The 25,294-nt window shown below is 64.8% G+C and carries 25 protein-coding genes; 7 read left to right on the forward strand and 18 right to left on the reverse strand.

The genetic code is table 11. From position 1 onward, the window contains the following. Positions 1-17: 17 nt before the first annotated feature. On the reverse strand, positions 18-1,127 hold the full coding sequence (locus ACUN9Y_RS01155) for an S-(hydroxymethyl)glutathione dehydrogenase/class III alcohol dehydrogenase (RefSeq protein WP_445458843.1): 1,110 nt from the start codon (positions 1,125-1,127) through the stop codon (positions 18-20). Between the two features lie 126 nt (positions 1,128-1,253). On the opposite strand from ACUN9Y_RS01155, the gene ACUN9Y_RS01160 reads away from it, so the two are divergent. Further along, complete coding sequence (locus tag ACUN9Y_RS01160) at positions 1,254-2,180, forward strand: LysR family transcriptional regulator (RefSeq protein ID WP_445458844.1); 927 nt, start codon at positions 1,254-1,256, stop codon at positions 2,178-2,180. A gap of 281 nt (positions 2,181-2,461) precedes the next feature. Here ACUN9Y_RS01160 and ACUN9Y_RS01165 read toward each other — a convergent pair whose 3' ends face one another. Further along, complete coding sequence (locus ACUN9Y_RS01165) at positions 2,462-2,956, reverse strand: RrF2 family transcriptional regulator (RefSeq protein WP_445458845.1); 495 nt, start codon at positions 2,954-2,956, stop codon at positions 2,462-2,464. Positions 2,957-3,040: 84 nt separating this feature from the next. Here ACUN9Y_RS01165 and ACUN9Y_RS01170 point away from each other — a divergent pair, with 84 nt between their 5' ends. Next, a complete protein-coding gene (locus ACUN9Y_RS01170) occupies positions 3,041-3,502 on the forward strand; it encodes a carboxymuconolactone decarboxylase family protein (RefSeq protein ID WP_445458846.1) in 462 nt (153 codons plus the stop codon). 96 nt (positions 3,503-3,598) lie between these two features. On the opposite strand, the gene ACUN9Y_RS01175 is transcribed toward ACUN9Y_RS01170, so the two are convergent. From ACUN9Y_RS01175 to ACUN9Y_RS01200, 6 genes are all read right to left on the reverse strand, one after another. Next, the gene (locus ACUN9Y_RS01175) at positions 3,599-4,585 is read right to left on the reverse strand and encodes a branched-chain amino acid ABC transporter permease (protein ID WP_445458847.1); all 987 of its coding nucleotides are present in this window, start codon (positions 4,583-4,585) and stop codon (positions 3,599-3,601) included. A gap of 1 nt (position 4,586) precedes the next feature. After that, positions 4,587-5,474 carry a branched-chain amino acid ABC transporter permease gene (locus tag ACUN9Y_RS01180; protein ID WP_445458848.1) on the reverse strand — a complete coding sequence of 296 codons (888 nt, stop codon included), beginning with the start codon at positions 5,472-5,474 and terminating at the stop codon, positions 4,587-4,589. 159 nt (positions 5,475-5,633) lie between these two features. Then, the gene (locus tag ACUN9Y_RS01185) at positions 5,634-6,899 is read right to left on the reverse strand and encodes an ABC transporter substrate-binding protein (RefSeq protein WP_445458849.1); all 1,266 of its coding nucleotides are present in this window, start codon (positions 6,897-6,899) and stop codon (positions 5,634-5,636) included. A gap of 88 nt (positions 6,900-6,987) precedes the next feature. After that, positions 6,988-7,740, reverse strand: coding sequence for an ABC transporter ATP-binding protein (locus tag ACUN9Y_RS01190; RefSeq protein WP_445458850.1), 753 nt, complete (start codon positions 7,738-7,740; stop codon positions 6,988-6,990). Next, positions 7,737-8,558 (reverse strand): ABC transporter ATP-binding protein, encoded by an 822-nt coding sequence (locus ACUN9Y_RS01195; protein WP_445458851.1) that lies wholly within the window; start codon positions 8,556-8,558, stop codon positions 7,737-7,739. The genes ACUN9Y_RS01190 and ACUN9Y_RS01195 overlap by 4 nt, the downstream gene beginning before the upstream one ends. Before the next feature lie 484 nt (positions 8,559-9,042). Continuing rightward, on the reverse strand, positions 9,043-10,422 hold the full coding sequence (locus ACUN9Y_RS01200) for an L-serine ammonia-lyase (RefSeq protein ID WP_445458852.1): 1,380 nt from the start codon (positions 10,420-10,422) through the stop codon (positions 9,043-9,045). A gap of 225 nt (positions 10,423-10,647) precedes the next feature. On the opposite strand from ACUN9Y_RS01200, the gene ACUN9Y_RS01205 reads away from it, so the two are divergent. Continuing rightward, positions 10,648-11,568, forward strand: coding sequence for a LysR substrate-binding domain-containing protein (locus tag ACUN9Y_RS01205; RefSeq protein ID WP_445458853.1), 921 nt, complete (start codon positions 10,648-10,650; stop codon positions 11,566-11,568). 195 nt (positions 11,569-11,763) lie between these two features. Beyond that, positions 11,764-12,405 carry a hypothetical protein gene (locus ACUN9Y_RS01210; protein WP_445458854.1) on the forward strand — a complete coding sequence of 214 codons (642 nt, stop codon included), beginning with the start codon at positions 11,764-11,766 and terminating at the stop codon, positions 12,403-12,405. 371 nt (positions 12,406-12,776) lie between these two features. Here the strand turns inward: ACUN9Y_RS01210 and rpoD are convergent, their stop codons facing one another. The 3 genes from rpoD to rpsU form a co-directional block, all read right to left on the reverse strand. Next, positions 12,777-14,612: an RNA polymerase sigma factor RpoD gene (gene rpoD, locus ACUN9Y_RS01215; protein WP_445458855.1), complete on the reverse strand. Its 1,836-nt coding sequence runs from the start codon at positions 14,610-14,612 to the stop codon at positions 12,777-12,779. Positions 14,613-14,991: 379 nt separating this feature from the next. Beyond that, positions 14,992-16,857: a DNA primase gene (dnaG, locus tag ACUN9Y_RS01220; RefSeq protein ID WP_445458856.1), complete on the reverse strand. Its 1,866-nt coding sequence runs from the start codon at positions 16,855-16,857 to the stop codon at positions 14,992-14,994. A 148-nt stretch (positions 16,858-17,005) separates the two neighbouring features. After that, positions 17,006-17,221, reverse strand: a complete 216-nt coding sequence (gene rpsU / locus ACUN9Y_RS01225) for a 30S ribosomal protein S21 (RefSeq protein ID WP_013333229.1) — start codon at positions 17,219-17,221, stop codon at positions 17,006-17,008. A gap of 380 nt (positions 17,222-17,601) precedes the next feature. Between rpsU and tsaD the strand changes: the two genes are divergently transcribed. After that, positions 17,602-18,639 (forward strand): tRNA (adenosine(37)-N6)-threonylcarbamoyltransferase complex transferase subunit TsaD, encoded by a 1,038-nt coding sequence (gene tsaD, locus ACUN9Y_RS01230; RefSeq protein ID WP_445458857.1) that lies wholly within the window; start codon positions 17,602-17,604, stop codon positions 18,637-18,639. 3 nt (positions 18,640-18,642) lie between these two features. Here tsaD and ACUN9Y_RS01235 read toward each other — a convergent pair whose 3' ends face one another. Beyond that, positions 18,643-19,230 (reverse strand): glycerol-3-phosphate acyltransferase, encoded by a 588-nt coding sequence (locus ACUN9Y_RS01235; RefSeq protein ID WP_445458858.1) that lies wholly within the window; start codon positions 19,228-19,230, stop codon positions 18,643-18,645. A gap of 146 nt (positions 19,231-19,376) precedes the next feature. Between ACUN9Y_RS01235 and folB the strand changes: the two genes are divergently transcribed. Further along, positions 19,377-19,742, forward strand: coding sequence for a dihydroneopterin aldolase (gene folB / locus ACUN9Y_RS01240; RefSeq protein WP_445458859.1), 366 nt, complete (start codon positions 19,377-19,379; stop codon positions 19,740-19,742). Beyond that, positions 19,742-20,305, forward strand: coding sequence for a 2-amino-4-hydroxy-6-hydroxymethyldihydropteridine diphosphokinase (gene folK / locus ACUN9Y_RS01245; protein WP_445458860.1), 564 nt, complete (start codon positions 19,742-19,744; stop codon positions 20,303-20,305). Before folB ends, folK begins: the two co-directional genes overlap by 1 nt. 79 nt (positions 20,306-20,384) lie before the next feature. On the opposite strand, the gene ACUN9Y_RS01250 is transcribed toward folK, so the two are convergent. The 6 genes from ACUN9Y_RS01250 to pdxA all read right to left on the reverse strand — a co-directional run bounded on the left by ACUN9Y_RS01250 (position 20,385) and on the right by pdxA (position 25,291). Next, complete coding sequence (locus tag ACUN9Y_RS01250) at positions 20,385-21,578, reverse strand: polynucleotide adenylyltransferase (RefSeq protein ID WP_445458861.1); 1,194 nt, start codon at positions 21,576-21,578, stop codon at positions 20,385-20,387. 3 nt (positions 21,579-21,581) lie between these two features. Beyond that, positions 21,582-21,911: a thiosulfate sulfurtransferase GlpE gene (glpE, locus tag ACUN9Y_RS01255; protein WP_445458862.1), complete on the reverse strand. Its 330-nt coding sequence runs from the start codon at positions 21,909-21,911 to the stop codon at positions 21,582-21,584. 79 nt (positions 21,912-21,990) lie between these two features. Further along, positions 21,991-22,821: a symmetrical bis(5'-nucleosyl)-tetraphosphatase gene (locus ACUN9Y_RS01260; RefSeq protein WP_445458863.1), complete on the reverse strand. Its 831-nt coding sequence runs from the start codon at positions 22,819-22,821 to the stop codon at positions 21,991-21,993. Between the two features lie 30 nt (positions 22,822-22,851). Continuing rightward, positions 22,852-23,238 (reverse strand): Co2+/Mg2+ efflux protein ApaG, encoded by a 387-nt coding sequence (gene apaG, locus ACUN9Y_RS01265; RefSeq protein WP_445458864.1) that lies wholly within the window; start codon positions 23,236-23,238, stop codon positions 22,852-22,854. Further along, entirely contained in the window at positions 23,235-24,062 is an 828-nt protein-coding gene (rsmA, locus tag ACUN9Y_RS01270; protein WP_445458865.1) for a 16S rRNA (adenine(1518)-N(6)/adenine(1519)-N(6))-dimethyltransferase RsmA, read from the reverse strand. The genes apaG and rsmA overlap by 4 nt, the downstream gene beginning before the upstream one ends. A gap of 191 nt (positions 24,063-24,253) precedes the next feature. After that, positions 24,254-25,291 (reverse strand): 4-hydroxythreonine-4-phosphate dehydrogenase PdxA, encoded by a 1,038-nt coding sequence (gene pdxA, locus ACUN9Y_RS01275; RefSeq protein ID WP_445458866.1) that lies wholly within the window; start codon positions 25,289-25,291, stop codon positions 24,254-24,256. Positions 25,292-25,294 lie beyond the last annotated feature (3 nt).

A 25,294-nucleotide genomic window follows, 5' to 3' on the forward strand; every position in this document is an offset into this window, starting at 1 on the left:
CGCCCGGCGGCCTCTTCTCAGTAGTGCAGGACGGTGCGAATGCTCTCGCCATTGTGCAGCAGCTCGAACGCCTCGTTGATCTTCTCGAACGGCATGTTGTGGGTGATGAAGTCGTCGATGTTGATCTCACCGTTCATGTAGCGTTCCACGTAGCCCGGGAGTTGACTGCGCCCCTTTACCCCACCGAAGGCGCTGCCCTTCCAGACTCGGCCGGTGACCAGCTGGAACGGTCGCGTTGCGATCTCCTCGCCGGCGCCGGCCACGCCGATCACGATCGATTCGCCCCAGCCCTTGTGGCAGCACTCCAGCGCCGAGCGCATGACGTTGACATTGCCGATGCACTCGAAGGAATAGTCGACGCCACCGTCGGTCAGATCGACGATCACCTGCTGAATCGAGTCGCTGTAGTCCTTGGGGTTGACGAACTCCGTGGCGCCGAACTGTCGGGCCAGCTCGAACTTGTCGGCATTGACGTCGATGGCGATGATGCGGCTGGCCTTGGCCATCACCGCCCCCTGGATCACCGCCAGGCCAATCGCCCCGAGGCCAAAGACGGCGACCGTGGCCCCCGGCTCGACCTTGGCGGTGTTGAGCACCGCACCGATGCCCGTCGTCACCCCGCAGCCCAACAGGCAGATCTTGTCCAGCGGGGCGTCCTTGGACACCTTGGCCAGCGAGACCTCGGGCACCACGGTGTACTCGCTGAAGGTAGACGTTCCCATGTAGTGATGCAGGGGCTTGCCGTCCAGGGAGAAGCGACTGGTGCCGTCCGGCATCAGGCCCTTGCCCTGGGTTTCACGCACCCGGCTGCACAGGTTGGTCTTGCCCGACCGACAGAACTTGCACTCGCCACACTCGGCGGTATACAGCGGAATGACGTGATCGCCGGGCACGAGGCTGGTGACGCCCTCGCCCACTTGCTGGACGACGCCGGCTCCCTCGTGGCCCAGCACCGAGGGAAACAGGCCCTCGGGGTCGGCGCCAGACAGCGTGAAAGCATCGGTATGGCAGACGCTGGTGGCGACCATCCTCACCAGCACTTCTCCGGCTCTGGGACCTTCGACGTCGATCTCGGTCAATGTCAGGGGCTTGCCCGCTTCCAGGGCAATGGCGGCGCGAGACTTCATGGGATTCTCCTATCGAGAGGGAAACGCTGCGATGGGCTCAGTGTAGCCAGCATGCCGAGCTGGGATAAACCGCAGCAAAGGCATAACATTGTTGCCACATGGCAATAATCAAGCGAGGTCGGTCCCATGCATCACTGGGCAGGCATAGAAGCCTTCGTCGAGGTCGTCCGCCTGGGTTCCTTCGCCAGCGCGGCACGCAGGCTATCGGTATCGAGCTCCCACGTCAGCCGCCAGGTCAGTGCCCTGGAGCGCACACTCGATACGCCGCTGCTGTACCGCACCACGCGGCGCATCCGCCTGACCGAGGCCGGCCGGCTGTACTACCAGCAGTGCCACGCCCTGGTCGACGGCTTCCGTGACGCCGAGTCGGCATTGCGCGACTTCGAGGCCAAGCCCCAGGGCGAACTGGCGCTGACCTGCGCCACCGCCTTCGGTGAGCGCTACGTGGCACCGCTGATCAATGATCTGTTGGTCCGATACCCGAAGCTCCGGACCCGCCTTCACTTCACCAATCGCCAGGTGGACCTGATCGATGAGGGCTACGATATCGGGATTCGCATGGGTGCCCTGGAGGACAGCTCGATGATCGCGCGTCGCCTGTGTGAGCGGCGCGAGTACATCGTCGGTTCGCCCAGCTACTTCCAGCGCCACCCGCAGCCCCACGCACTATCCGAACTGACGCATCACCGCTGCCTGCATGGCACCCGCGACCGCTGGCGCTTCGCCGTGGAAGGCGTGCGCCGTGACGTCACCGTCAGCGGCCCGTGGCAGGGAAATTCGGGCCCCGCCTTGCTCGATGCCACGCTCAAGGGTCTAGGCCTGGCCCAGTTGCCGGACTACTACGTCGAGGAATATCTCGCCTCGGGGGCCTTGATCACGGTGCTCGATGCCTATCGTCACAGCGACACCGGCGTCTGGGCGGTGACCCCCCATCACCGCCACCGCTCGCCCAAGGTTCGCCTGGTGATCGACCATCTGGTCCAGCACCTGCCCAGGCACCTGCCCAGCCGCTCCGCCGAGATTCCCATGGCCATTTCGAATGCCTCAGCATGACACCCGGGGGATGTCGATACGACTACCTGGGCCGCCCCGCGCAACGTCCCACCCAGCATCGGCGTGGATCACTGGCAGGGCCAGGCGGGCCGTCTGCAGCCATCACGCCTCCTGCGCTGTTCGTCTGGGGGGCGCCTGGAGGGGCAGCCTGAGGTCGTAGCCCGAGGCGGCAACCTACCCCCCCGCTCACGGGACCGTCCGATCTCCACGCACAAAAGGCCGAGGCGAGCCACGCCACGACCGAACCACCGCCACCCGTGGCCTCGGATCACGCGCAGGGGTTAGCGCTGGGCCTGGTCCACGAAGCCGAGAACCGCACGCTTGGTGTCCTCATCGATCAGGGCTTCGCCATCGGCCACCAGATCCGCAACGGTTTGCGCACGCAGGGCATCGCGCCACGCGGCCTCTGCCGTCATCATCCGGGTCTTGATAAAACAATCGGTCCGGTACGCGCAGGCATCAGTCGGCGCGCCCGGTCTCCTACGCCGAATCTCGCGGCAGACGAAAGCCGGCCCCGGGCCGTCTATCGCCTCGACGATATCGAGCAGACTCATCGCGTCGGGCGAACGCGCCAAGCGGTACCCACCGCGCGGTCCGGGCCGCGCCTCCACAAGGCCTGCGGCGGCGAGCGCACGCAGGTGCTTGAGCAGGTAAGTTTCCGACACCCCATGCAACTCAGCCAGGCTTTTTCCCGGCAGCACCTTGCCCCCGGGTAGCCCCGCCAACACCAGCGCGCAATGCAGCGCCGCTTCGACACCATCACTCAGTCGTCTCACCGCCCCTCCTTGATGACTTGTCCACGCCATATCATGGATATATATTATCCATGATTTGCCGACCCCTCGAAACAGGAGTTCTCCATGGAAGCCCGAATGAACATCGCCGAGCTCACGCCAGCGCTCTACCAGGCCGTGGCATTGCTCGACGCAGCAGTGAACAAGTCTGGCCTCGACAAGTCGCTACTGCACCTCGTCAAGATACGAGCGTCCCAGATCAACGGCTGCGCCTACTGCGTCGATAGGCACGTCGACGAAGCGTTGAGCGAAGGGCTCGCCCCCCAGAAGTTGCATCTCCTGGCCACCTGGCGAGAGTCGCCACTGTTCAGCGAGGCCGAGCGGGCGGCACTCGGCTGGACCGAGAGCGTCACGCGCATCGCCGAAAGCGGAATTCCCGATGGGGCATTCGACGCCGCCGATGCGGTCTTCTCGGACACCCAGATAGCACAGCTCACCATGGCCGTCAGCACGATCAACCTGCTCAATCGACTGGCCGTTGCCTCGCGGATGCAGCACTCGGTTCGCCCGGTTCAGACCGCTGGGTGAGGGCACCCGATAGCGGCTGCATGGCGCACGAGGAGATGCACGAAAAAAGCGGGCGCCCGAAAGACTCGAGACGCCCGCCGGCCAACCTTGCCGATCCTACTTGAAGTTTTTCTGCACCATCTTCTGGATCTCGCCGACGATGCCGCTTCTAAAGCTCAGCACGCAGATGACGAAGATCGCCCCGAGGATCACGCTGACCCAGTTGCCCAATGGCGACTGGGCCAACTGGGTCTGCAGACTGACCACCAGCCCCCCCCCGACCAATGGACCGAACAGGGTGCCGACGCCCCCCAGCAACGTCATCAGAATGACCTCCCCCGACATGTGCCAGTGGGCATCGGTCAGCGAGGCCAGCTGGAACACCACGGTCTTGGTCGACCCTGCGAGCCCGGCGAGTCCGGCCGAGATGACGAAGGCCACTAGCTTGTAGGCATCGACGTTGTAGCCTAGTGACACCGCCCGAGGTTCGTTCTCGCGAATCGCCTTGAGCACCTGACCGAAGGGCGAGTGCACGGTACGCTGGATGATGGAGAAGCCGATCACGAAGACCGCGAGCACGAAGTAGTACATGGCCAGGTTGCTCGACAGATCGACGAGGCCGAACAGCCGCCCGCGCGGCACCCCGTGAAGGCCATCTTCACCGCCGGTAAACGGCGCCTGAATGAAGAAGAAGAACACCATCTGGGCCAGCGCCAGCGTCACCATGGCGAAGTAGATGCCCTGGCGGCGAATCGATAGAGCGCCGAACAGGGTGCCGAGCACCACGGCGGCGAAGGTGCCGGTCACGATCCCCATCTCCGGCGTCATGCCCGGGTAGCTGGAAAGCAGGAAGCCGGTGACGTATCCCCCGGTGGCCAGAAACGCGGCATGGCCAAACGACAGCAGCCCGGCAAACCCCAGCAGCAGGTTGAAGGCGCAGGCGAACAGCGCGAAGCACAGGACCTTCATCAAAAACACCGGATAGGCGACGAAAGGCGCCACCAGGCCCACGGCCAACAGCACCAGCAGCAGCGCACCGTGGCGACGGCGAGCGCTGCGTGCACGACGCTCGACGGGAGTCAACGTACGAGTTGTGGTTGTCATCTCATGCCTCCTTGCCGAACAGTCCCGCAGGACGCAGCATCAACACCATTATCATCACCACGAAGATCACGGTGTTGGCGGCTTCCGGGTAATAGACCTTGGTCAGCCCTTCCACCAGGCCCATGCCGAGACCGGTGAGGATGGCACCGAGGATCGAGCCCATGCCCCCAATCACCACCACCGCGAAGACCACGATCAGAAGACTCGAGCCCATGGTCGGCGAGACCGGGTAGAGCGGTGCGGCCAGCACCCCGGCGAAGGCGGCCAGCGCCACGCCGAAGCCATAGGTCAAGGTGATGAGAAGCGGCACGTTGACGCCGAACGCCTGCATCAGCGCGGGATTTTCGGTACCGGCCCGCAGGTAGGCGCCGAGTCGAGTCCGCTCGATGATGAACCAGGTCCCCAGGCACACGACCAATGCCGCCACCAGTACCCAAGCTCGATAGGTCGGCAGGAACATGAACGGCAGCTTGATCCCCCCTTGCAACACCTCCGGCGTCGGGTAGCTCGCCCCGGAGACGCCGAACAGGTTGATCAGGCTACCCTCGAAGATCAGCGCCAGACCAAAGGTCAGCAGCAGACCGTAAAGATGATCGAGCCCGGCGATGCGCCGCAGCACGAAGCGCTCGATCAGCATCCCGAAGCCTCCGACCACGAGCGGCACCACCAGCAGCGCCAACCAGTAGTTGATCCCTAGATACTGCAACCCCAGCAGCGCGGCGAAGGCTCCGAGCATGTACTGGGCGCCATGGGCGAAATTGACGATCTTCAGTAGACCGAAGATCACCGCGAGCCCCAGGCTCAACAAGGCATAGAAGGCGCCGTTGATCAGGCCCAGCATCAGCTGGCCCATGAATACCGCCAGCGGCACCCCGAAAATCATTGTCATGGCAGTCGTTCCTCAGCGGATCCTGGCCCCGTCGCCGGCACGCCCTGGCCTCACCGGCGGTGAAACGGCCTTACCCTGGCCAGGGCAAGCGAGATGGGGCGGCGGAGCCTTGGTGCTGTCTTGGCCGACCCGCGGCGCCAAGCGCCGCGGGAAGACGAATCAGTTGACGAGCTTGCACTCGCTCTCCGACAGCGGCCGATAGGCCTCTTCGGCGGGGATGGTGGCCTTGATCTCATACAGGTCCCACTCTCCCTCCGAGGCCGACGGCGCCTTGACCTCGGCCAGGTACATGTCATGTACCATGCGCCCATCCTCGCGAATGCGACCGTTGCGAGCGAAGAAGTCCTCAACCGGGGTCTCGACCATCTGCGCCTTGACCGCCATGGGGTCATCGGTCCCTGCCGCTTCCAGGGCATTGAGGTAGTGTGTGGTACTGGAATAGATGCCGGCCTGAACCATGGTGGGCATCTTGCCGACGCGCTCGAAGTAACGCTCGGCCCATTCCCGCGACTGCTCGTCCATGTCCCAGTACCAACCGGTGGTCAGCAACAGGCCCTGAGTGGTCTCCAGACCCATGGCGTGAACATCGTTCAAGAAGATCAGCAGACCCGCCAACTGCTGACCGCTCTGGGTCAGGCCAAACTGGCTGGCGGTCTTGATCGCATTGACAGTATCGGAGCCGGCATTGGCCAGGCCGACGATCTTGGCCCCGGAGCCCTGGGCCTGGAGGATGTACGACGAGAAATCATTGGTCGGGAACGGGTGGCGCACACGATCGACGATGGTGCCGCCATTGTCGGTGACGACCTTCTCGACGTCGGCCTCCAGCGCATGGCCGAAAGCATAATCGGCGGTCAGCATGAACCAGCTATCGCCACCCTGCTCCACCACCGCCTTGGCGGTGCCGTTGGCCAGCGGATAGGTGTCGTAGACCCAGTGGATATGGTTCGGGGTGCAGTGTTCGTTGGTAATGCTCGACGCCGCGGAGCCCGAGATGATAGCAAGCCCGTTGGCTTCTTCCAGCACCTTGGTCACGGCGATGGAGACCGACGACGCCACCATGCCCGCGACCAGGTCGACGTTTTCCTGATCGACCCAACCGCGCACGGTATTGGCGCCGACATCGGCACTGTTGCGATCGTCGGCACTGAAGACCTCGATGGGCGCTCCCGCCACTTCGCCGCCGAAGTCCTCCACCGCCATCTTCAAGGCCTCGAGTCCGCCGGGACCGGCGAGATCGCGATAGGTACCGGACATGTCTGCCAGGTATCCGATGCGAACCTCGCCGTCGCTGATGCCCTCCTGAGCCAGGGCCGGTGCGGCGACCAGCGCGGACGAGGCGAGCGTGCAAGCGCCGACCGCCGCGGCCAGCCGAGTCCGGGTCAGGACACGCGCGCGAGTGGAATGCTGGGAAGTGACGTTCATGGCGTTCTCCAGGCCCCGCAGGGCATTTGTTGTTATGCGATGGATGAGGGGTGCCAAGGGACAACGAGCCGCCTGGCGCTCGCCGGTGCTAAACACCGAGCAAGGCATTCAGGTGGTCCCGACGGGCATCGAGATCCGCGGCCTCGATGGTGTCGATGATGCGACCGTGCTCCATCACGAAGTGGCGGTCGGCCAGAGGGGCGGCGAAGCGGAAGTTCTGCTCCACCAGCACGATGGTCATGCCCAGCGACTTGAGGCGCAGCAATACCTCGGCGAGCTTGTCGTTGATGACCGGCGCCAGACCCTCGGTGATCTCGTCGAGCAGCAGAATATCGGCGCCGGTGCGCAGGATCCTCGCCATTGCCAACATCTGCTGTTCGCCACCGGACAGCCGGGTGCCCTGGCTGCGACGACGCTCAAACAGGTTGGGGAACATGGCGTAGATCGCGTCGAGGCTCATGCCGCCGGAACGCACCGTGGGCGGCAGCAACAGGTTCTCTTCGACATCGAGGCTGGCAAAGATGCCGCGCTCCTCCGGGCAGTAGCCAACCCCGAGGCGCGGAATGTGATGGGGCTTCATGGCCAGGGTCTCCTGACCGTCGATGACGATGGAGCCACTGCGATGCCCGACCATGTTCATGATCGCCTTGAGCGTGGTGCTGCGACCGGCACCATTGCGCCCCAGCAGCGTCACCAGTTCGCCGCGTTTCACCTCGAGATCGACGCCGTGCAGAATATGCGACTCGCCATAGAAGGCGTGCAGATCGGTCACCCTGAGCATGTCATCGGCGGGCGCCGGGCGAACCGCCCTCGCCGCCTGGGGAGATACGCTCTCACTCATGCCTCGGCCTCCTGGCTGTGGTCACGACCGTGGTCGGCAGGCGGTGGGTGCCCACCATGATCATCATCGGCGGCGCTGCCCATGTAGGCTTCGCGGACCGCGGGATCCGCCGAGACCGCCGCATAGTCCCCCTCGGCCAGCACCGCCCCACGGGCAAGTACGGTGATGCGGTCACATAGACGGCTGACCACGCTCAAGTTGTGTTCGACCATCAGCACGGTGCGCCCTTGGGAGACCCGCCGGATCAACTCGACGATGCGATCGACATCTTCGGCGCCCATGCCTTGTGTCGGCTCATCAAGCAGCATCACGGTAGGGTCCAGTGCCAGGGTGGTCGCCACTTCCAGAGCACGCTTGCGCCCGTACGGTAGCTCGACGGTCATGGTATCGGCAGCGTCCGCCAGCCCCACCTGATCAAGCAGCTCCATCGCCCGTGCGTTCAAGTGATCCAACGAGCTGACGGGCTTCCAGAAGTGGAACGAGGTACCGAGTTTGCGCTGCAGCGCGACGCGCACGTTCTCGAGCGCGGTCATGTGCCCGAAGACCGCCGAGATCTGGAACGATCGCACCAGGCCCAGCCGAGCGATCTCGTTGGCCCGCATCCGGGTGATCGGCTTGCCACGGTAGAGAATCTCGCCGCGAGTAGGCGGCAGAAACTTGGTCAAGAGGTTGAAGACGGTGGTCTTGCCGGCGCCATTGGGGCCGATCAGGGCATGGATGTGGCCCTCGCTGACCTTGAGATCGACGCTATCGACGGCGGTGAAGCCGCGAAACTCCTTGGTCAGCCCGCGCGTCTCGAGCACGTACTCCTGAGTCATGTGCCGTCCTCGGAACCGCCGGGGCGATTCCCTTGTTGTTGTGGTTGTGCCTTCGTCGTCGCCGCGTGGTGGTCGTGGCGCGAGGGCCGGCGGGGGCCCTGGGCCTAGCTCGGCCGTGCCGAGCCCTCGACAGTGCGATGGCGGTGCGGCCGATGCCGGTCTCCCACAGCCGATCCCGTCTTGTTATTGTCAGGAATCTCTTCGCCATCTCTGGGCAATTCGCCACTGTCATGCTGCCAGCAGATCGACTAACTCTCGCTTTACGTTTACGTAAGCTAGAGGACAAAAAACCCACTGACAACTGCCAAGTTGGCGAACTCGACCAATGGCGTAGAACCAGGATTTCAATAGGTTGCTTAGCAATACAACGCAAACGACCCAGTCCCTGACGGGCACTGGGTCGCTTGGTGTGGGGCGGTGATCGCTGGCGACATACCGGGAACGGCACCGGAATCGGCGCGCCCGAGTCTTGCCGAGTGGCGGGTCAACACTCGATGGCGTTGACGGCGAGTCCGCCGCGGGAGGTTTCCTTGTACTTGTCCTGCATGTCGGCGCCGGTATCGCGCATGGTCCGAATCGCCTTGTCCAACGAGATGAAATGCTCACCGTCACCGCGGCACGCCATCAAAGCGGCGTTGATCGCCTTCACCGAGGCGATGGCATTACGCTCGATACAGGGCACCTGAACCAGACCGCCGACCGGGTCGCAGGTCAGCCCAAGGTTATGTTCAAGGCCGATCTCGGCGGCATTTTCCACCTGGGGTACGCTGGCCCCCATGACCTCGGCCAGTCCCGCCGCGGCCATCGCACAGGCCGAACCGACTTCGCCCTGACAACCGACCTCGGCACCGGAAATAGAGGCGTTCTTCTTGCACAGGATGCCGACGGCCCCGGCGGTCAGCAGGAAGTTGACCACGTCTTTCTCGCAGGCGCCGGGCTGAAATTTCATGTAATAGTGCAGCACCGCCGGAATGATGCCGGCTGCGCCATTGGTCGGTGCGGTGACCATGCGACCACCGGCAGCATTCTCCTCATTGACCGCCAGCGCATAGACATTGACCCAGTCCATGGCCGAAAAGGTCGAGGCGATCAAGCCCTTGTCATCGGACATGGAGGCCAGCCGACGATACAAGGCGGCGGCACGACGCCGGACTTCGAGCCCGCCCGGCAGGATGCCCTCGGCCTCGACCCCGCGCTCGACGCAGGCGCACATGGCTTGCCAGATATCCCACAGCCCCTCTCGCACCTCCGCCTCGGAGCGCCAGGCCTTCTCGTTTTCCAGCATCAGTTCGCTGATCGACAGACCGTGCAGACGGCACAGAGCCATCAGCTCGGCACCGCTGTTAAAGTCATAAGGCAAGGCGGTGGTGTCGGCATCGAGCTCCCCGCTGCGCGCCTGGGCCTCGTCGACGACGAAGCCGCCACCCACCGAGTAGTAGGTCTCGCGCGTCAACTCGTCACCGTGCCCCTTGGCGATCAGGGTCATGGCATTAGGGTGGTAGGGCAGGCTCTCGTCGTGCCACTGGAGGTCTCGCGCCCAGACAAAAGGCACCGCGATGCGGCCATCGAGCAGCAGCACCTGGCTCTCGAGCAACTCCTCGATGCAGGGACCAACGACGGCCGGATCGATGCGATCGGGGCGCTCGCCGAGCAGGCCCATCACCGTTGCACGATCGGTGCCATGTCCCTTGCCGGTGGCGGACAGCGACCCGTACAGATGGATTTCGATACCAGCGACCCGCTCCAGCAGATCATCATGGCGCAGCGCTTCGACGAAATCATAGGCGGCGCGCATGGGTCCCACGGTATGGGAACTGGACGGCCCGATGCCGATCTTGAAGAGGTCGAAGACGCTGATGGCCATGGAATCCTCGCGAGTCGAAGAAGCACAAAAAAGGGAGGCGCCTGGGTCGCTGGGAGGTAAAACAAAGCACAACGGGTCAATTTGACTAAACCCCTTCTCTCACGCCCAGGCGTTTGTCACTATGCTGGTCGTGATGACCCCGGGCGACAAGGGAGAATATCTCTCCTTCACTATAGCTCAGCTAAACCAAGCGGCCTTTCCTCTCTTTCCACCAAGCGATATGCCATGAGCCGATACCTCAACGCCCAGACCCACGCCTGGCTGAAGGGCTTTGCCGTCAGCGCCCGCCACCTGTCGTTCACCCGGGCCGCGGAAGAGCTTCACGTCACCACCGGGGCGGTCAGCCAGCAGATCAAGCAGCTCGAGGATCGCCTCGGGTTCAAGCTGTTCAGGCGCCTACCGCGCCGCCTGGAGCTGACCGACGAGGGTCGACGCCTGGCAGCGGTGGTAGAAGAGGCCTATCAATCGGTCGGGCTCGAGGTGCGCCGCCTACGCAGTGGTGTGATGAGCGGCGTGATCCGCTTGCGCTCGGTACCATCATTTCTCAACAAGTGGCTGATGCCGCGGCTGCCCCGCCTCCAGGCCCGCTTCCCCGATATCGAGCTCCATGTAACGGCGGAAGACAGCAACATCTCTCTGCGCGACGGCGACTTCGACCTGGCCATCGACCTCAACGACGGTCACTACCCGGGCCTTGCCATCACCCCGCTGATGGAAGAACGCATCTTTCCGGTGTGCTCGCCGGGGCTGCTCAAGGGGCGCCCACCCCTGCGCCGTCCCGGGGATCTCGCCTGGTACCCGCTGCTGCATGACGTGACAGCCTGGCGCGGGAGCCTTGACTACGGCGAGTGGCACCACTACCTGTCGGCCATCGGCGCGCCGTCGATCAACCTGGAGCGTGGCTATACATTCAATCGCAACCACCTGACCATGGAAGCCGCCATCGCCGGCATGGGGGTCGCGATCGCACGCGAGACACTGATCACCAGCGAGCTCGACACCGGCGCACTGATCGCCCCCTTTCGCGCCCGGGTAGATACCGGTAAACACTACGGCATCGTTCACGCGCCAGGCGCCCTGGACGACCGTCGGGTGCGTGCGGTGCACGACTGGATCGCCGAAGAAGTAGGGCGTGGCGCGCGCTGAAAGAAGGGCTGGCGGCCGAGAACGGAGCCGACGCGGCCTCACCTTCTTCCTCCCCGGCAACGCATCTTCGTCGGCATCGGGCATGAACATTACCTCTTCGCGCAATCGGTCAAATACCCCGGGAAATCCCGGACACGGATAGGCATCAGAAGGTATAATCGAGCGCTGATAAACGCCTTCCGGAGATTGAGAAGGATGCTCAATACCCCTTCGCAGCCCCCCCCCGCCATCAGCTTTCGCGCCACCTGCGTTCGCGCCCTGATCTACCTGTTGACGATCGGCGCCATCATGCAGGGTGTACTGCTGGAAACCACAGCCCCGGCGGCATTTCGGTTTACCGAAATCGGCTTCACCGAGTCGATGCAATCGCTTCTTCTCGCGCTGTCCTGTGGCCTTCTGATCTACGCCCGCCACGGACTCGGCGGATTGCCCCACGTGACATTGCTGATGATTGGCCTGCTCGGCGCGGCCCTGATCCGTGAACAGGATGCCTTCCTGGACGCCTATGTGTTCGATGGCGCCTGGCAAACCTTGGTCACCCTGCTGCTGTTACCGATTCTCTATGCGGTGATCCGGCGGCGCCAGGCGTTCGTGCGCGAGTTCGAAGGCTTCGTCGAAAGCTTTTCCTTCGGCCTGTTCGCCGCGGGTTTCCTGGGCACCTTCGCCTTCTCACGTCTGTATGGCCGGGGCGAGATGTGGGAGACCCTGCTGGCCGAAAGCTACGTTCGCGTCTTCAAGGATGCGGCGGAGGAAGTCACCGAACTGTTCGGTTACACCCTGCTGTTCTTCGCCATGGTGGAACTGGTGCTGTGGGTGCGCCGGCGCGCCCGGGGCTGAGCCGCTCTCACCGGCCCAGCACGTCAGCCCGGCCGCAAGAAACCGTCCCGCGAGAAACGCGACACAAAAAAACCTGACCAGGGGGCACCCGCAAGGAACCAGAGCACTCGGCTGCGCTCCCTGCTCTACCCCTCGCCGGCTCCCCTCGCTACCTCGTGCCACCGGGGTTCGTGCGCGCCTCTCGCTCGCCCCCCATGCTCCCCCAAGGCACTTCCGTGGGAACACCGAGAACCTTGACGGCACTGAGCCCAGACACGACAACGCCCGCTGAATGACCAGCGGGCGTTGTCATGGTACGTCGTCTTGTTTGCCGCATGAACCCGGCGATGAGCCTCGGCGGCGTCGCGACTCGTCGAGGCTACTCGTCGAGGCTACTCGTCAAGGAACGAGCGCAGCGGCTCCGAACGGGTCGGATGACGCAGCTTGCGTAGCGCCTTGGCCTCGATCTGACGAATGCGCTCGCGGGTGACATCGAACTGCTTGCCGACTTCCTCGAGGGTGTGGTCGGTGTTCATGTCGATGCCGAAGCGCATGCGCAGCACCTTGGCCTCGCGCGCCGTCAGGCCGCCCAGCACATTGCGCGTCGCCTCGATCAGGCCCTCGCCGGTGGCCGAGTCGATCGGCAGCACCATGGTGGCATCTTCGATGAAGTCACCCAGGTGAGAGTCATCGTCGTCACCGATGGGCGTCTCCATGGAGATCGGCTCCTTGGCGATCTTGAGCACCTTGCGCACCTTGTCCTCGGGCATCTCGAGACGCTCACCGAGCTCTTCCGGCGTCGGCTCGCGCCCCATCTCCTGAAGCATCTGCCGCGATACGCGGTTGAGCTTGTTGATGGTCTCGATCATGTGCACCGGGATACGGATGGTACGCGCCTGGTCGGCGATCGAGCGAGTGATCGCCTGACGAATCCACCAGGTGGCATAGGTCGAGAACTTGTAGCCGCGACGATACTCGAACTTGTCCACCGCCTTCATCAGACCGATATTGCCCTCCTGAATCAGGTCCAGGAACTGCAGGCCGCGGTTGGTGTACTTCTTGGCGATCGAGATCACCAGACGCAGGTTGGCCTCGACCATTTCCTTCTTGGCCCGGCGCGCCTTGGCCTCACCGATGGACAGCTTACGGTTGACTTCCTTGATCTCGCCGACCACCAGCCGAATCATTTCTTCTTCGAAGGCGATCTTGCGCTGGGCACGCTGCACGTCGGACCGCAACTCCTGAACGCGATCGGCGTAGCGAGCGTTGCCGGCGACAAAGTCATCGAGCCAGTCAAGACGCGATTCGTTGCCGGGAAACGCCTTGATGAAGGTCTTGCGCGGCACCTTGGCCTTCTTGACCAGCAACTGCATCACGGCCTTTTCCTGAGCCCGCACCTGCTCGACGCTGATCCGAACCTGACCGACCAAGCGCTCGAAGTGCTTGGGGACGAGCTTGATCGGTGAGAACAGCTCGGCCAGGCGCGCCAGCTCCTCCTTGGCCTCGGGTGACTTGCGACCGTGAGCGGCGATGGCAGCATCGGCAGCGGCGCTCTGCTCGCGAATCTGCTCGAAGCGCGCACGCGCCTCCTCCGGATCGGGCCCGCCACCGGAATCGTCTTCTTCTTCGTCGTCTTCATCGCCCTCGGCGGCGCTGGCCTCTTCATCGACCTCGGGGACTTCGGCCTCGGCAACACCGGGGATACCTTCGTCAGGATCGATGAATCCGGAGAACAAGTCCGACAGACGGCCAGGGGCTTCTTCGTCCTGGGTCGCATCGTAGGCGGCAAGGATGGAGTCGACGGCACCGGGCAGATACGCCAGCGCGGTCATGACCTCGCGGGTGCCCTCCTCGATGCGCTTGGCGATCTCGATCTCACCCTCACGGGTCAGAAGTTCCACGGTGCCCATCTCGCGCATGTACATGCGCACGGGGTCCGTGGTGCGACCGACATCGCTCTCCACCGCGGCCAGCGCGGCGACCGCTTCTTCGGCGGCGGATTCATCGGTTGAGTGATCCGACATCATCAGGGTATCTTCGTCAGGAGCCTCTTCGACGACGCTGATACCCATGTCATTGATCATGCCGATGATATCTTCCACCTGATCGGGGTCGGCAATATCCTCGGGAAGGTGGTCGTTGACCTCGGCATAGGTCAGGTAACCCTGTTCCTTGCCGCGCGCGATCAACTCCTTCAGACGCGACTGCTGCTGCGCATTTCCAGCCATAGAAACCCTATCTCGACGAAGAAGAATGAAGCACCTGAAAATTAAGGCGAAGAAAACTCGATAAGCCGAACAGTATAGCGGGTATGTGCCTATTTCTGCCAGCCGAGTGTATTTGCGCGGTCATTCAGGTGTGTTAGGTTGTCAGGTTGCGCCCTCGCCGGACGCATGCCTCTTAGATGGTGATGGTAGGAAAGAATTCAACCCTACCGCCAGCACTACCTCTAAATTGTCGCCGTCCTGGCCAACAAACTTACCCTTTCGGGGTGCGTCTCCACGCAGATTCTTGTCGCCCGTCCGTTGGGGTGGCCGTCCGTTGTCGTAACACGCCGTCTTGGACGCCCCCTCGCAGCCCGGCGGGCCCATTCTCGCCCCGACCGAGCTAGCCGCGAATTTCGGTCAACAGCGCCATCAGACGCTCGCGCTCTTCCCGCGACAGGCGCTGCCCGCCGCGTTCCTTGGCCAGCAGAGCATCCATCTCGTCCTGAGGCGAACGACGACGCTGGTGACGGCGAAAGTACTCGACCAGCCCATCCAGTTCCGCCGCCCGGGCCGCGGGCGGGATCAACAGCTCGCGCTTGGCCAGGTACGCCAGCCGCTCCCCATCCTGGCTGCCGTGAAAGTGCATCAACAGCACCTGGGCACTGGCATAGCGCCCCGCCCTGAGCAGGGCGATCACCTCGCGGCACAGCCGGGCGTCGTCGCCGCCCTGACACCACTCGTCCTCCGCCGGCAAGCGCTCCACCAGGCGCGGCTCGTGTACCAGTAACTGCAGGGTGCGCCCCATCAAGTCGAGGGCCCCGGAGCGGCGTCGCCTGCCCGCGGTCGGCGGCGCACCGGACGCCTGGCGCGCATCACCCTGACCCTGCCCGTGAAAATAGTCGGCCTCGGCATCCGCAGGCACCGCCCCCACATCCGGCTCGAGGAACTCGGCCTCGGGCTCATGGCGCGTCAACAGCGCCTCGAAGCGCGCCTGGTCGACGCCGGTGCGGCGCGAAAGCTCAGTCAACATCAGTGACTTGAGCACCCCCTCCGGCAGCTTGTCGACGGCCGCCAGCACCTGGCTGGCGTAACGCTCCCTGGCTTCGAGTTGCGCTAAATCGCGCCCCTGGGCGGCATGATCGAACAGAAACTCCGACAACGGGCTGGCGCAAGTGATGCGGTCCTCGAAGGCCTCGGCCCCCTCTCGACGCACCAGCGTATCCGGGTCCTCGCCGTCGGGCAGAAACAGAAAGCGCGCCTGGCGGCCGTCGATCATCTGCGGCAACACCGTCTCCAGCGCCCTGGCCGCGGCCTTGCGGCCGGCATTGTCGCCGTCGAAACAGAACACCACCTCACCCACCAGGCGGAACAGCCGGGTCAGGTGGTCCTCGGTGGTGGCGGTACCCAGTGTCGCCACCGCGTTGCGAATACCGAACTGCGCCAGCGCCACCACGTCCATGTAGCCCTCGACGATGACCAGTCGCTCCAACCGATGACTGGCCTGGCGCGCCTCAAAAAGCCCGTAGAGCTCACGCCCCTTGTGAAACACCGGCGTCTCGGGCGAGTTCAGGTACTTGGGCTTGGCATCGCCCATGACCCGACCACCGAAGCCCAGGGTGCGCCCGCGGATATCGCGAATCGGAAACACCACACGGTCGCGAAAGCGGTCATAGGTGCGTCCGCTGTCTTCATGGCTGACCAGCAGGCCGTACTCCACCTGAACGGCCTCGCTCACGCCCTGGCTTGCCAGGTGGCGCTTGAGCGCCTCCCACTGGCCCGGCGCATAGCCGATGCCGAAGGTCTGCTGGACCTCGCCGGACAACCCTCGTCGCTCCAGGTACTCGCGCGCCGCCTGCCCCTCGGGCATCTTCAGCCGCTCACGGAAGAAACTGGCCGACATCTCCAGCAGGTTGACGCCTTCCTTGCGCTTCTTTTCCCGCGCCTGGGCGCGAGGATCATCGGCCCCTTCCCGGGGCACCTCCAGTCCGAGCCTCGACGCCAGCTGCTCCACCGCCTCGGGGAAACGCAGCTTGTCGTACTCCATCAAGAAGCGCAGCGCGTTGCCATGGGCCCCACAGCCGAAGCAGTGATAGAACTGCTTGTCGGCACTCACGGTGAACGAGGGGCTCTTCTCCTGGTGAAATGGGCACAGTCCGGAGTGGTTGCGTCCGGCCTTTTTCAGCTTGACGCGCTCCCCCACCACTTCGATGACATCGACGCGGGCCAGGAGATCATCGATAAAGCGCTGCGGAATCTGACCGGCCATCCGGAAAACACCTCACACGACGAACGAACGGAGAAGACGGCGGGCACGTCGAAAAAACAGAAGAGACAAAAACAAGCGGCCACCAAATGGCGGCCGCTTGGCGTCCTCCTGAACCGAGGCTGGCAAGCCATCTCGGCTCAAGTACGGATCAATAGAGCCGTTCGAAACGCTTGCGCTCGCGCTGGAGCTTCTTGGCGTGACGCTTGACAGCGGCAGCGGCCTTGCGCTTGCGCTCTGCGGTCGGCTTCTCGTACTGCTCACGACGACGAACCTCAGACAGAACGCCGGCTTTTTCACAGGAACGCTTGAAGCGACGCAGTGCGACGTCAAACGGCTCGTTATCACGTACTTTGACAGAAGGCATTAAGCACTCACCTACCTTGGGTAACTTGAGTTCGGTTTGTACGTACCCCTTCAAGGCCAATACCCCAACGCAGACAACCCCTGGGAAGACCCGGTGTCGGCTGCGGATGGGGAACATGAGACCCTGGGCGCACGACCCAGTCTTACAGCGCACAATATTCTAGACGTCGATCGAGCGCCATGCAAATCGTTTCCGCAATCGGCTTGCACAGCGCGCTCCATCGCCGTCCCCTATCGCCCCTTCGTATCGCCCCTCCCTCGCCTCTCCCTATCGCCCCTCCCGACACCGACACCGGCGCCGCCACCTGCCCCCGGGGGACCTGCCATGGGCGAGCGAAAGCGCGTAGAATAGCGGGCTTTCCCGCTTCACCGAGCCAACCCATGCGCGTACTAGGCATCGAGACCTCCTGCGACGAGACCGGCGTCGCCCTGTTCGACACCGAGCGCGGCCTGCTGGCCGACGCCCTGCACAGTCAGATCGCCATGCACGCCGACTACGGCGGCGTGGTGCCAGAACTGGCCTCCCGCGACCACACTCGTCGCTTGCTGCCGCTGATCAGCGAGGTGCTGGCCGAGGCCCAGATGAGCCGTCGCGACATCGACGCCATCGCCTACACCGCAGGCCCAGGGCTCGTCGGCGCCCTGATGGTAGGCGCCAGCACCGCCCACGGCATGGCGCGGGCGCTGAACGTTCCGGTGCTGGGCGTTCATCACATGGAGGGACACCTGTTGGCCCCCATGCTGGAGGACGAGCCGCCGGCCTTCCCCTTCGTCGCCTTGCTAGTCTCCGGCGGCCATACCCAGCTGGTTCGCGTCGACGCCATCGGTGCCTACGCGCTGCTCGGAGAATCGGTGGACGATGCCGCCGGCGAAGCCTTCGACAAGGCCGCCAAGATGCTCGGCCTCGATTACCCCGGAGGCCCGAGGGTCGCCGCCCTGGCCGAACACGGCGACCCGACGCGGCTGCGCTTTCCTAGGCCGATGACCGACCGGCCCGGGCTCGACTTCAGTTTTTCCGGCCTCAAGACGCATACCCTGACCGCGGTGCGCAAGCTCGAGCAGGCCGGTCAGCTCGATGACCAGGCCAGGGCCGATGTCGCTCGCGCCTTCGAGGAAGCGGTGGCCGATACCCTCGCCATCAAGTGCCGACGAGCACTGCAACAGACCGGCCTCAAGCGCCTGGTCGTTGCCGGCGGCGTCAGCGCCAATACCCGCCTGCGGGCCAAGCTCGAACAAGAAACCGCCAAGCAAGGCGCCAGGGTCTACTACCCTCGGGGCCGGTTCTGCACCGACAACGGCGCCATGATCGCCTACGCCGGCGCCCAGCGCTTGCAGGCCGGCGAGCGCGACCCGCTGGGGCAGATGAAAGCGGTACCGCGCTGGCCGATGGATCAGCTGGCCGAGCCGCGCCGCGGCTAGCCCTTACAGCCGCGGCTCTTCGCCCCGCTGCAGACGACCGATATTGATCGCATGGCGGGCCAGCACCAGCAGGGCAAAGATCAGCACCACCACGGCGAACTCCGGCGCGAGCCATAGGCTGACCAGGGGCGCCAGGGTGGCGCTGGCGAGCGATGCCACGGCAGCGGTATGTACCCGCCAGGCAAGCAACGCCCAGACCACCGCCGAGACCAGGGCAACGCCAGGCGTCAGCAACAGCATCACGCCGAAGGCGCTGGCCACCGCCTTGCCGCCGCGAAAACGGTACCAGGCCGGATAGCAGTGCCCCAGCAGCACCCCGAGCCCGATCACACCGAGCCCCCAGGGGGGCATGCCCAGCACCATCCCCAGCCCCAGTACCGGCCACCCCTTCGCCGCGTCGATGCCCAGCGTAGCGAACGCCGGGCGCACGCCGTGCAGGCGCAGGACATTGGAGAACCCCGGATTGCAGGAGCCGGTCAGGCGCGGGTCCGGCAACCCGGACAGCCGGCACACCGTCATGGCGCCGAGCCAGGTACCGCTAAGGTACCCCAGCGCCGCCAGCGGCAGTATCACGTCCAGGTGTTGACCCACGGGGCATCCTCAAGCCTTTGCGAAACTTTAGTTTGCCAGTACGCGCAGCGGGAGGACAGCCGAAACCTGTCGCCGACGCCGGGGCTCGGTTACAATCGAGCGCCTCGACTTCCATGCCACACCGCCGAACCGCCAGGGAATCCGCGATGGACCAGGTACTCATCGAAGCGCTCGAGGTGGACACCGTCATCGGCGTCTACGCTTGGGAGCGCACCATTACGCAACGCCTGTCGCTGGACCTGTGTCTGGCGACGGACATCCGCGCCGCCGCCAGCGACGACGATCTGAGCAAGACGCTGGACTACGATGCCATCAGCCGGCGCATCGGCGACTACGCCGCCAGCCACGACTTCGCCCTGGTGGAAACCTTCGCCGAACGCCTGGCGGCGATGCTGCGCGCCGAGTTTTCGATCCCCTGGCTGCGCCTGACCGTGCGCAAGCCCGGCGCCGTGCCCAATGCCCGCGCGGTCGGCGTCACCATCGAACGCGGCCAGGTACCGGAGGCCGACTGATGGCACTGGTGACCCTGAGTCTCGGCAGCAACATCGAACGCGATCGGCATATCCGTGCCTGCCTAGATGCGCTCTCGGCGACCTTCGGCGAGGTAGCGATTTCGCGTGTGTTCGAAAGCGAGCCGGTCGGCTTCGAGGATGGACGCAACTTCTACAACCTGGTCGTGGCGTTCGCCAGCGACTGGCCGGTCGAGGAACTGCAGGCCTGGTGCAAGCGCCTGGAATTCGCCAACGGCCGGCGCAAGCACAGCCCCAAGTTCAGCCCACGCACACTCGATGTGGATATCCTGACGGTGGGAGCCGCGACCGGGGTGCACGGCGGTGTGGCACTGCCGCGGGATGAGATCCTGCACCACGCCTTCGTCCTCTGGCCACTGGCCGACATCCTGCCCGACGCCCGCCACCCGGTGGATGGCCGTCGCTACACCGAGTTGTGGCAGGCGTTCGATGCCGACGCTCAAGCGCTGTGGCCGGTGGACTTCGACTGGCACGGACTGCGCCTGCCCCACACCGCCCCCTGCGTTCACACGACTGAACTCGCGCGACTGAACTCGCGCGACTGAGCCACCCAACGCCCCTGCCACGCACTCGGGAGCGCGGGCCGTCATCGCGACCGGCCCTGGGGGCAGACGCCTCGACGCCTTACGCCAGAGCCGTCTCGATGGCACGGTAGCGGCGCCGGGACAGTTCACGCCCCAAGGCGCCGCCTTGAAAGCCCTCACCGACCAGGTCGCGCGGCTCAACGCCGAGTGCCGCCTTGAAAGCCCTGTCGGCATCGTCGGCCAATGACGGCGAATCCTGGTGGAGAATTGCCACAAGCGGCGCCACACGCTCGCCGCGACGCCAGCCATCGATCGCCTCGAACCACGCCATCAGCGCCGCTACCTCTCGATCGGTGCCGCGATCTGTGCCGCGATCTCCCTCTCCCTGCACCACCAACCGCAGCTCCCGAGTGCGGGCGAGCTGCTCGCCGCTCTCGCGGTAGCGCTTGGGCAACTTCAAACGCTCGGCGAGGGCCGCTCGCGCCTCGCCCCCCAGCGCCTCGACCAGGCGCCCCCAGCGCCAGCGTGGCGACGGCGCCATGGCCTCGGGCAGCTGCGTCATGCGGGTTAGCGCCCCACACGCCGCACGAGGCGCCGACGCGTCGTCGACGGACGCCTCGCGCTGGCCGCTGGACAGCTCCGGCATCAGTACCCGTAGCGCGCCACACGCCTCGAGGGCCTGAAAATAGACCGCCGGCGACGGCTCGCCCAGCGCCTTCTCGGTCTCGGTCCAGACCCGCTCGGCGACCAGGTGCGCCAGTTCACCGCTGGCGGCCAGCTCCGCCATCAGTGCCCAGGTCTCCTCGGCGATGGTAAATCCGAGCTCGTGGTATCGCGCAAGGAAACGGGCGGTGCGCAGCACCCGCAGCGGGTCCTCGACGAAGGCCGAGCTGACATGCCTAAGGCGCCTGGCCTGGAGGTCGGCGAGCCCACCGAAAGGATCACACAAGCGACCGTCGGTGGATTCTGCCATCGCGTTGATGGTCAGATCACGGCGCTCGAGGTCCTCTTCCAGGGTAACGTCGGGACTCGCGTGCACCACGAACCCGGTATAGCCATGCCCGGACTTTCGCTCGGTGCGTGCCAGAGCATATTCTTCATGGGACTCCGGGTGCAGAAACACCGGGAAGTCACGCCCCACCGGGCGAAAGCCTCGACGCCGCATGTCCTCTGCGGTGGCGCCGACCACGACCCAGTCCGTGTCCTTCACCGGCCAACCAAGCCGCGCATCGCGCACGGCGCCACCGACCCGATAGACCTCGAGGCCGGCGCAAGCGTCCTGTTGCTCCGACACGACTCAGGTCACCGCCACGCGGGATGGCAGGCGATGCTGCCAGGTGGTGAATCCACCATCCAGACTATAGACATCCGTGTAGCCTTGGGACGCCAGCCACGTGGCCGCCTGCTGACTCGAATGGCCGTGGTAGCAGACCACCACCAGAGGCCGCTGCCGCGGCACTTGTTCCAGTAGACCGGTGGCACTGTCGTTATCGAGGTGACGGCTGCCGGGAATATGCCCCTGAGCAAAGCTCTGTGGATCGCGAATATCGACCAGCGTCACCTCACTGTGATCGTCGAGCCAGCGTTCGAGGGTGTCGATGTCCAGATGCGAAAACGCGGGTGTCATGGGTTCCCCTGTCAATTGGAAGCGAGAAAGGTGGCAAGGCAAGGCGGTGGTCGGCAAGCGACAACGACGCCCGGCGTGTTCAGCGCGCCTCGCAGGGCGGGGCGGCCTGACGACTCGGCACGCTGATGCGCTCGCCGCTGTCGAGGTTCAAGGCGGTGAGTCTGCCGCCCCAGACACAGCCGGTATCCAGGGCCTCGGCATCGACCCGACTTCCCGGCGTCGTGCCATTCAGCGCCGCCCAGTGGCCAAACACCAGGCGCGCGGTATCGCCGCGGGGATACTGAAACCAGGGCGCGAAGCCATCGGGGGCGAGGTCCAGCCCCTCCTTGGCGTCGAAATCGAGCCGCCCGTCGGCGTCGATAAAGCGCATCCGGGTAACGGTATTGACGATCGCCCTCAGGCGATCATTGCCACGCTGATCCGGCTTGAAGCGCCGCGGCCGGTTGCCGTACATGGCCTCGAGAAAGGCGCCGGCGTTTTCCGCCCCCAGGGCCTGCTCGACCTCCTGCGCCAGCGTCTCGGCCTGCGCCAGGGACCACTGCGGAGGCAGCCCCGCATGGGTCATCACCGTATCGCCATCACGCAACGCTAGCGGCTGACTCTGCAACCAGTCCAGCAACGCCTCACGGTCCGGCGCCGCAAGAATCGCCGACAGCGTGTCCTTGTGCTTGAGCGAGGCACCACCACGTGCCACGGCCAACAAGTGCAGATCGTGATTGCCGAGCACCACACGAACCGCAGCGCCCAGGTCCTTGACGCTGCGCAGGCAGTCCAGCGAGCCCGGCCCGCGGTTGACGAGATCCCCCGCCAACCACAGTCGGTCGCGACGCGGATCGAAGCTCAGGCACTCGAGCAGGTCGATGAATTCGGCGTGGCATCCTTGGAGATCGCCGATGGCGTAGGTGGTCATGCAAGCTCCATGGCCTGACGCTGGGTGGCGTCAGTGAATCTGATTGGGTGTCGCCAGTCGAAACACCTCGATGGCCACTTCGAAGGGACGTTGGCTGGCGGTATCGACACAGGTATAAGCGCCCTCCATGAACCCGACCGGGCCATCGAGGATGGCGCGGCTGGTGTAACGGAACGTCTGACCCGGGCCGATCATCGGCTGCTTGCCGACCACTCCCTTACCACGCACCTCCTGCACCTGGCCACTGGTCTGGGTGATCTTCCAGTAACGCGCCATCAGCTGCACGTTACGCTCCGAGTGGTTATGCACGGTGACGGTGTAGCTGAAGACGTAGCGCTCTTCCGATGGAGACGATTCGTCGTCCTGATAGGCGGGCTGAACATCGACGCGCAGGTCGGGGGACGTCACGACGTTCATTCGCTGGCTCCTGCGGGACTCGCGTCCGCCGCATGGATGGCATTGGCAATCGTCACGAACTCCTCCACGCTCAGGGTCTGAGGGCGCCGGCTCGGATCGATACCGAGGGCGTCCAGGGCGTCTGCTTCGATGCGCCCCTTGAGGTTGTTGCGCAGCGTCTTGCGCCGCTGGCCAAAGGCCGATCGTACCACGTCGAACAACAGCGCCTCATCGTCGGCCTGGCAGGTCCGCTGCGCCCGAGGCGTCAGTCGCACGATGGCCGAGTCCACCTTGGGCTGCGGCACAAAGGCCTCGGGCGGCACCACAAACAGCGACTCGACATCACAGAAGTACTGGGCCAGCACCGACAAGCGTCCGCGTTCACTGCCACCGGGCGGTGCGGCCAAACGATCGACCACTTCCTTCTGCAGCATGAAGTGCATATCGAGAACCGCGTCACCCGCCCGCAACAGGTGCGAGATCAGCGGCGTCGAGATGTTATAGGGCAGATTGCCGACCACTCTCAGCGGCTGACCGTCGCCACGCAGAGCGACGAAATCCATCTTCAGCGCATCGCCTTCGTGGATCACGAAGTCTGGCTGATCGAAGAATTGGACGCGCAGGCCGGGAATCAGGTCCCGATCGAGCTCGATGACCTCGAGACGGCCGGCGGTGTCGACCAGCAACGGCTCGGTCAGGGCACCCTGGCCGGGGCCGATCTCGACGACACGGTCGCCAGGACGGGCCCCGATGGACCGAACGATGCGCGAGATGATGCCAAGGTCACGCAGGAAATTTTGACCGAAGCGCTTGCGAGCCCGGTGCGCGGTGGGACGGGATGACATTGAGTGGTCCTTTCGATTTGTCTCGTGCAGGATCGATGAATCAGCGCTGCGCGGGCGAGAAGGGAATGGCGTCGACGATCCCGGGGCACGCCAACATCAAGCGCAACGCCGGCGCGACACAGATCCCTGTCGCTACGCTGAGTCGCGATGGCCACGCCGCGTAGCCGCCCCGGCACGCCGCAGCTGGCCGCTCAGTCGAGCCGTCCGCGCACGGCCATGTCGGATGCCAGCGCCAGGGCCACCGCCAGGCTGCCGGGATCGGCACGGCCACGGCCGGCCAGATCCAGAGCGGTACCGTGATCCACCGAGGTGCGCGCCAGCGGCAGGCCCAGGGTGATATTGGCCCCCCGACCGAACCCCGAGTACTTGAGCACCGGGAGCCCTTGGTCATGGTACATGGCAAGCACCGCGTCGACGCCGTCAAGATGACGCGGGGTGAACAGGGTATCCGCAGGGAGCGGCCCGTCAAGGATAAAGCCCTCGGCGATCAATCTCGCGAGCACCGGCTCGATGATCTCTATCTCTTCACGCCCCAGGTGGCCGCCCTCTCCCGCATGAGGGTTCAACCCACACACCGCGATGCGCGGCGCCGTCAGGCCAAACCAGCGCCGCAGCTCGGCATCGAGAATCCGCAGCACCCGCTCGAGGCGTTCGGGAGTGATCGCGGCGGCAACCTCGGATAACGCCAGGTGAGTGGTCGCAAGCGCGACCCGAAGCGGCGTCTCGACGCCCCTCACGCGGCCGTGCAAGGCACTGTCGGTGGCCAGCATCATGACCACCTCATCGGCACCGCATAGATCTCGCAGGTACTCGGTGTGGCCGGTGAAGTTAAGGTGCCCCGCGTCGCGGATCACGCCCTTGTGCAGCGGCGCCGTGACCATCGCCGAGGCGCGTCCGTCGAGGCACGCCGCCACGGCCAGGTCCAGAGTCGCGAGCACGTAGTCGGCATTGGCCGGCGCCAGCACACCGGGCTGGCTAGGCACCGCCAGGGCCACTGGCCACACGGGCAGTCGCCCGAGCCTCGGCGCCGGCGGCACCTCGCCTGGCGTGAGTTCCACGACCTCGACGTCTACGCCGATGGTCGCGGCGCGAGCGCGCAGCATGCCAGGGTCACCCACCGCCACCCAGTCCAGGGCATGGCTCGCCGCCAGCATCACCACGAGCTCCGGGCCAATACCGGCCGGCTCGCCGGTGGTGACCACCAGGGGCGAAGGCGAGGCTTGCGCCATGGA

Source organism: Halomonas sp. V046, assembly GCF_052645355.1.

Bases quoted from the DNA above. Each gene is read 5' to 3' on its own strand.
- ACUN9Y_RS01155 (WP_445458843.1), bottom strand. From the start codon at position 1,127: ATGAAGTCTCGCGCCGCCATTGCCCTGGAAGCGGGCAAGCCCCTGACA.
- ACUN9Y_RS01160 (WP_445458844.1), top strand. From the start codon at position 1,254: ATGCATCACTGGGCAGGCATAGAAGCCTTCGTCGAGGTCGTCCGCCTG.
- ACUN9Y_RS01170 (WP_445458846.1), top strand. From the start codon at position 3,041: ATGGAAGCCCGAATGAACATCGCCGAGCTCACGCCAGCGCTCTACCAG.
- ACUN9Y_RS01175 (WP_445458847.1), bottom strand. From the start codon at position 4,585: ATGACAACCACAACTCGTACGTTGACTCCCGTCGAGCGTCGTGCACGC.
- ACUN9Y_RS01180 (WP_445458848.1), bottom strand. From the start codon at position 5,474: ATGACAATGATTTTCGGGGTGCCGCTGGCGGTATTCATGGGCCAGCTG.
- ACUN9Y_RS01185 (WP_445458849.1), bottom strand. From the start codon at position 6,899: ATGAACGTCACTTCCCAGCATTCCACTCGCGCGCGTGTCCTGACCCGG.
- ACUN9Y_RS01190 (WP_445458850.1), bottom strand. From the start codon at position 7,740: ATGAGTGAGAGCGTATCTCCCCAGGCGGCGAGGGCGGTTCGCCCGGCG.
- ACUN9Y_RS01195 (WP_445458851.1), bottom strand. From the start codon at position 8,558: ATGACTCAGGAGTACGTGCTCGAGACGCGCGGGCTGACCAAGGAGTTT.
- ACUN9Y_RS01200 (WP_445458852.1), bottom strand. From the start codon at position 10,422: ATGGCCATCAGCGTCTTCGACCTCTTCAAGATCGGCATCGGGCCGTCC.
- ACUN9Y_RS01205 (WP_445458853.1), top strand. From the start codon at position 10,648: ATGAGCCGATACCTCAACGCCCAGACCCACGCCTGGCTGAAGGGCTTT.
- ACUN9Y_RS01210 (WP_445458854.1), top strand. From the start codon at position 11,764: ATGCTCAATACCCCTTCGCAGCCCCCCCCCGCCATCAGCTTTCGCGCC.
- rpoD (WP_445458855.1), bottom strand. From the start codon at position 14,612: ATGGCTGGAAATGCGCAGCAGCAGTCGCGTCTGAAGGAGTTGATCGCG.
- dnaG (WP_445458856.1), bottom strand. From the start codon at position 16,857: ATGGCCGGTCAGATTCCGCAGCGCTTTATCGATGATCTCCTGGCCCGC.
- rpsU (WP_013333229.1), bottom strand. From the start codon at position 17,221: ATGCCTTCTGTCAAAGTACGTGATAACGAGCCGTTTGACGTCGCACTG.
- tsaD (WP_445458857.1), top strand. From the start codon at position 17,602: ATGCGCGTACTAGGCATCGAGACCTCCTGCGACGAGACCGGCGTCGCC.
- folB (WP_445458859.1), top strand. From the start codon at position 19,377: ATGGACCAGGTACTCATCGAAGCGCTCGAGGTGGACACCGTCATCGGC.
- folK (WP_445458860.1), top strand. From the start codon at position 19,742: ATGGCACTGGTGACCCTGAGTCTCGGCAGCAACATCGAACGCGATCGG.
- glpE (WP_445458862.1), bottom strand. From the start codon at position 21,911: ATGACACCCGCGTTTTCGCATCTGGACATCGACACCCTCGAACGCTGG.
- ACUN9Y_RS01260 (WP_445458863.1), bottom strand. From the start codon at position 22,821: ATGACCACCTACGCCATCGGCGATCTCCAAGGATGCCACGCCGAATTC.
- apaG (WP_445458864.1), bottom strand. From the start codon at position 23,238: ATGAACGTCGTGACGTCCCCCGACCTGCGCGTCGATGTTCAGCCCGCC.
- rsmA (WP_445458865.1), bottom strand. From the start codon at position 24,062: ATGTCATCCCGTCCCACCGCGCACCGGGCTCGCAAGCGCTTCGGTCAA.
- pdxA (WP_445458866.1), bottom strand. From the start codon at position 25,291: ATGGCGCAAGCCTCGCCTTCGCCCCTGGTGGTCACCACCGGCGAGCCG.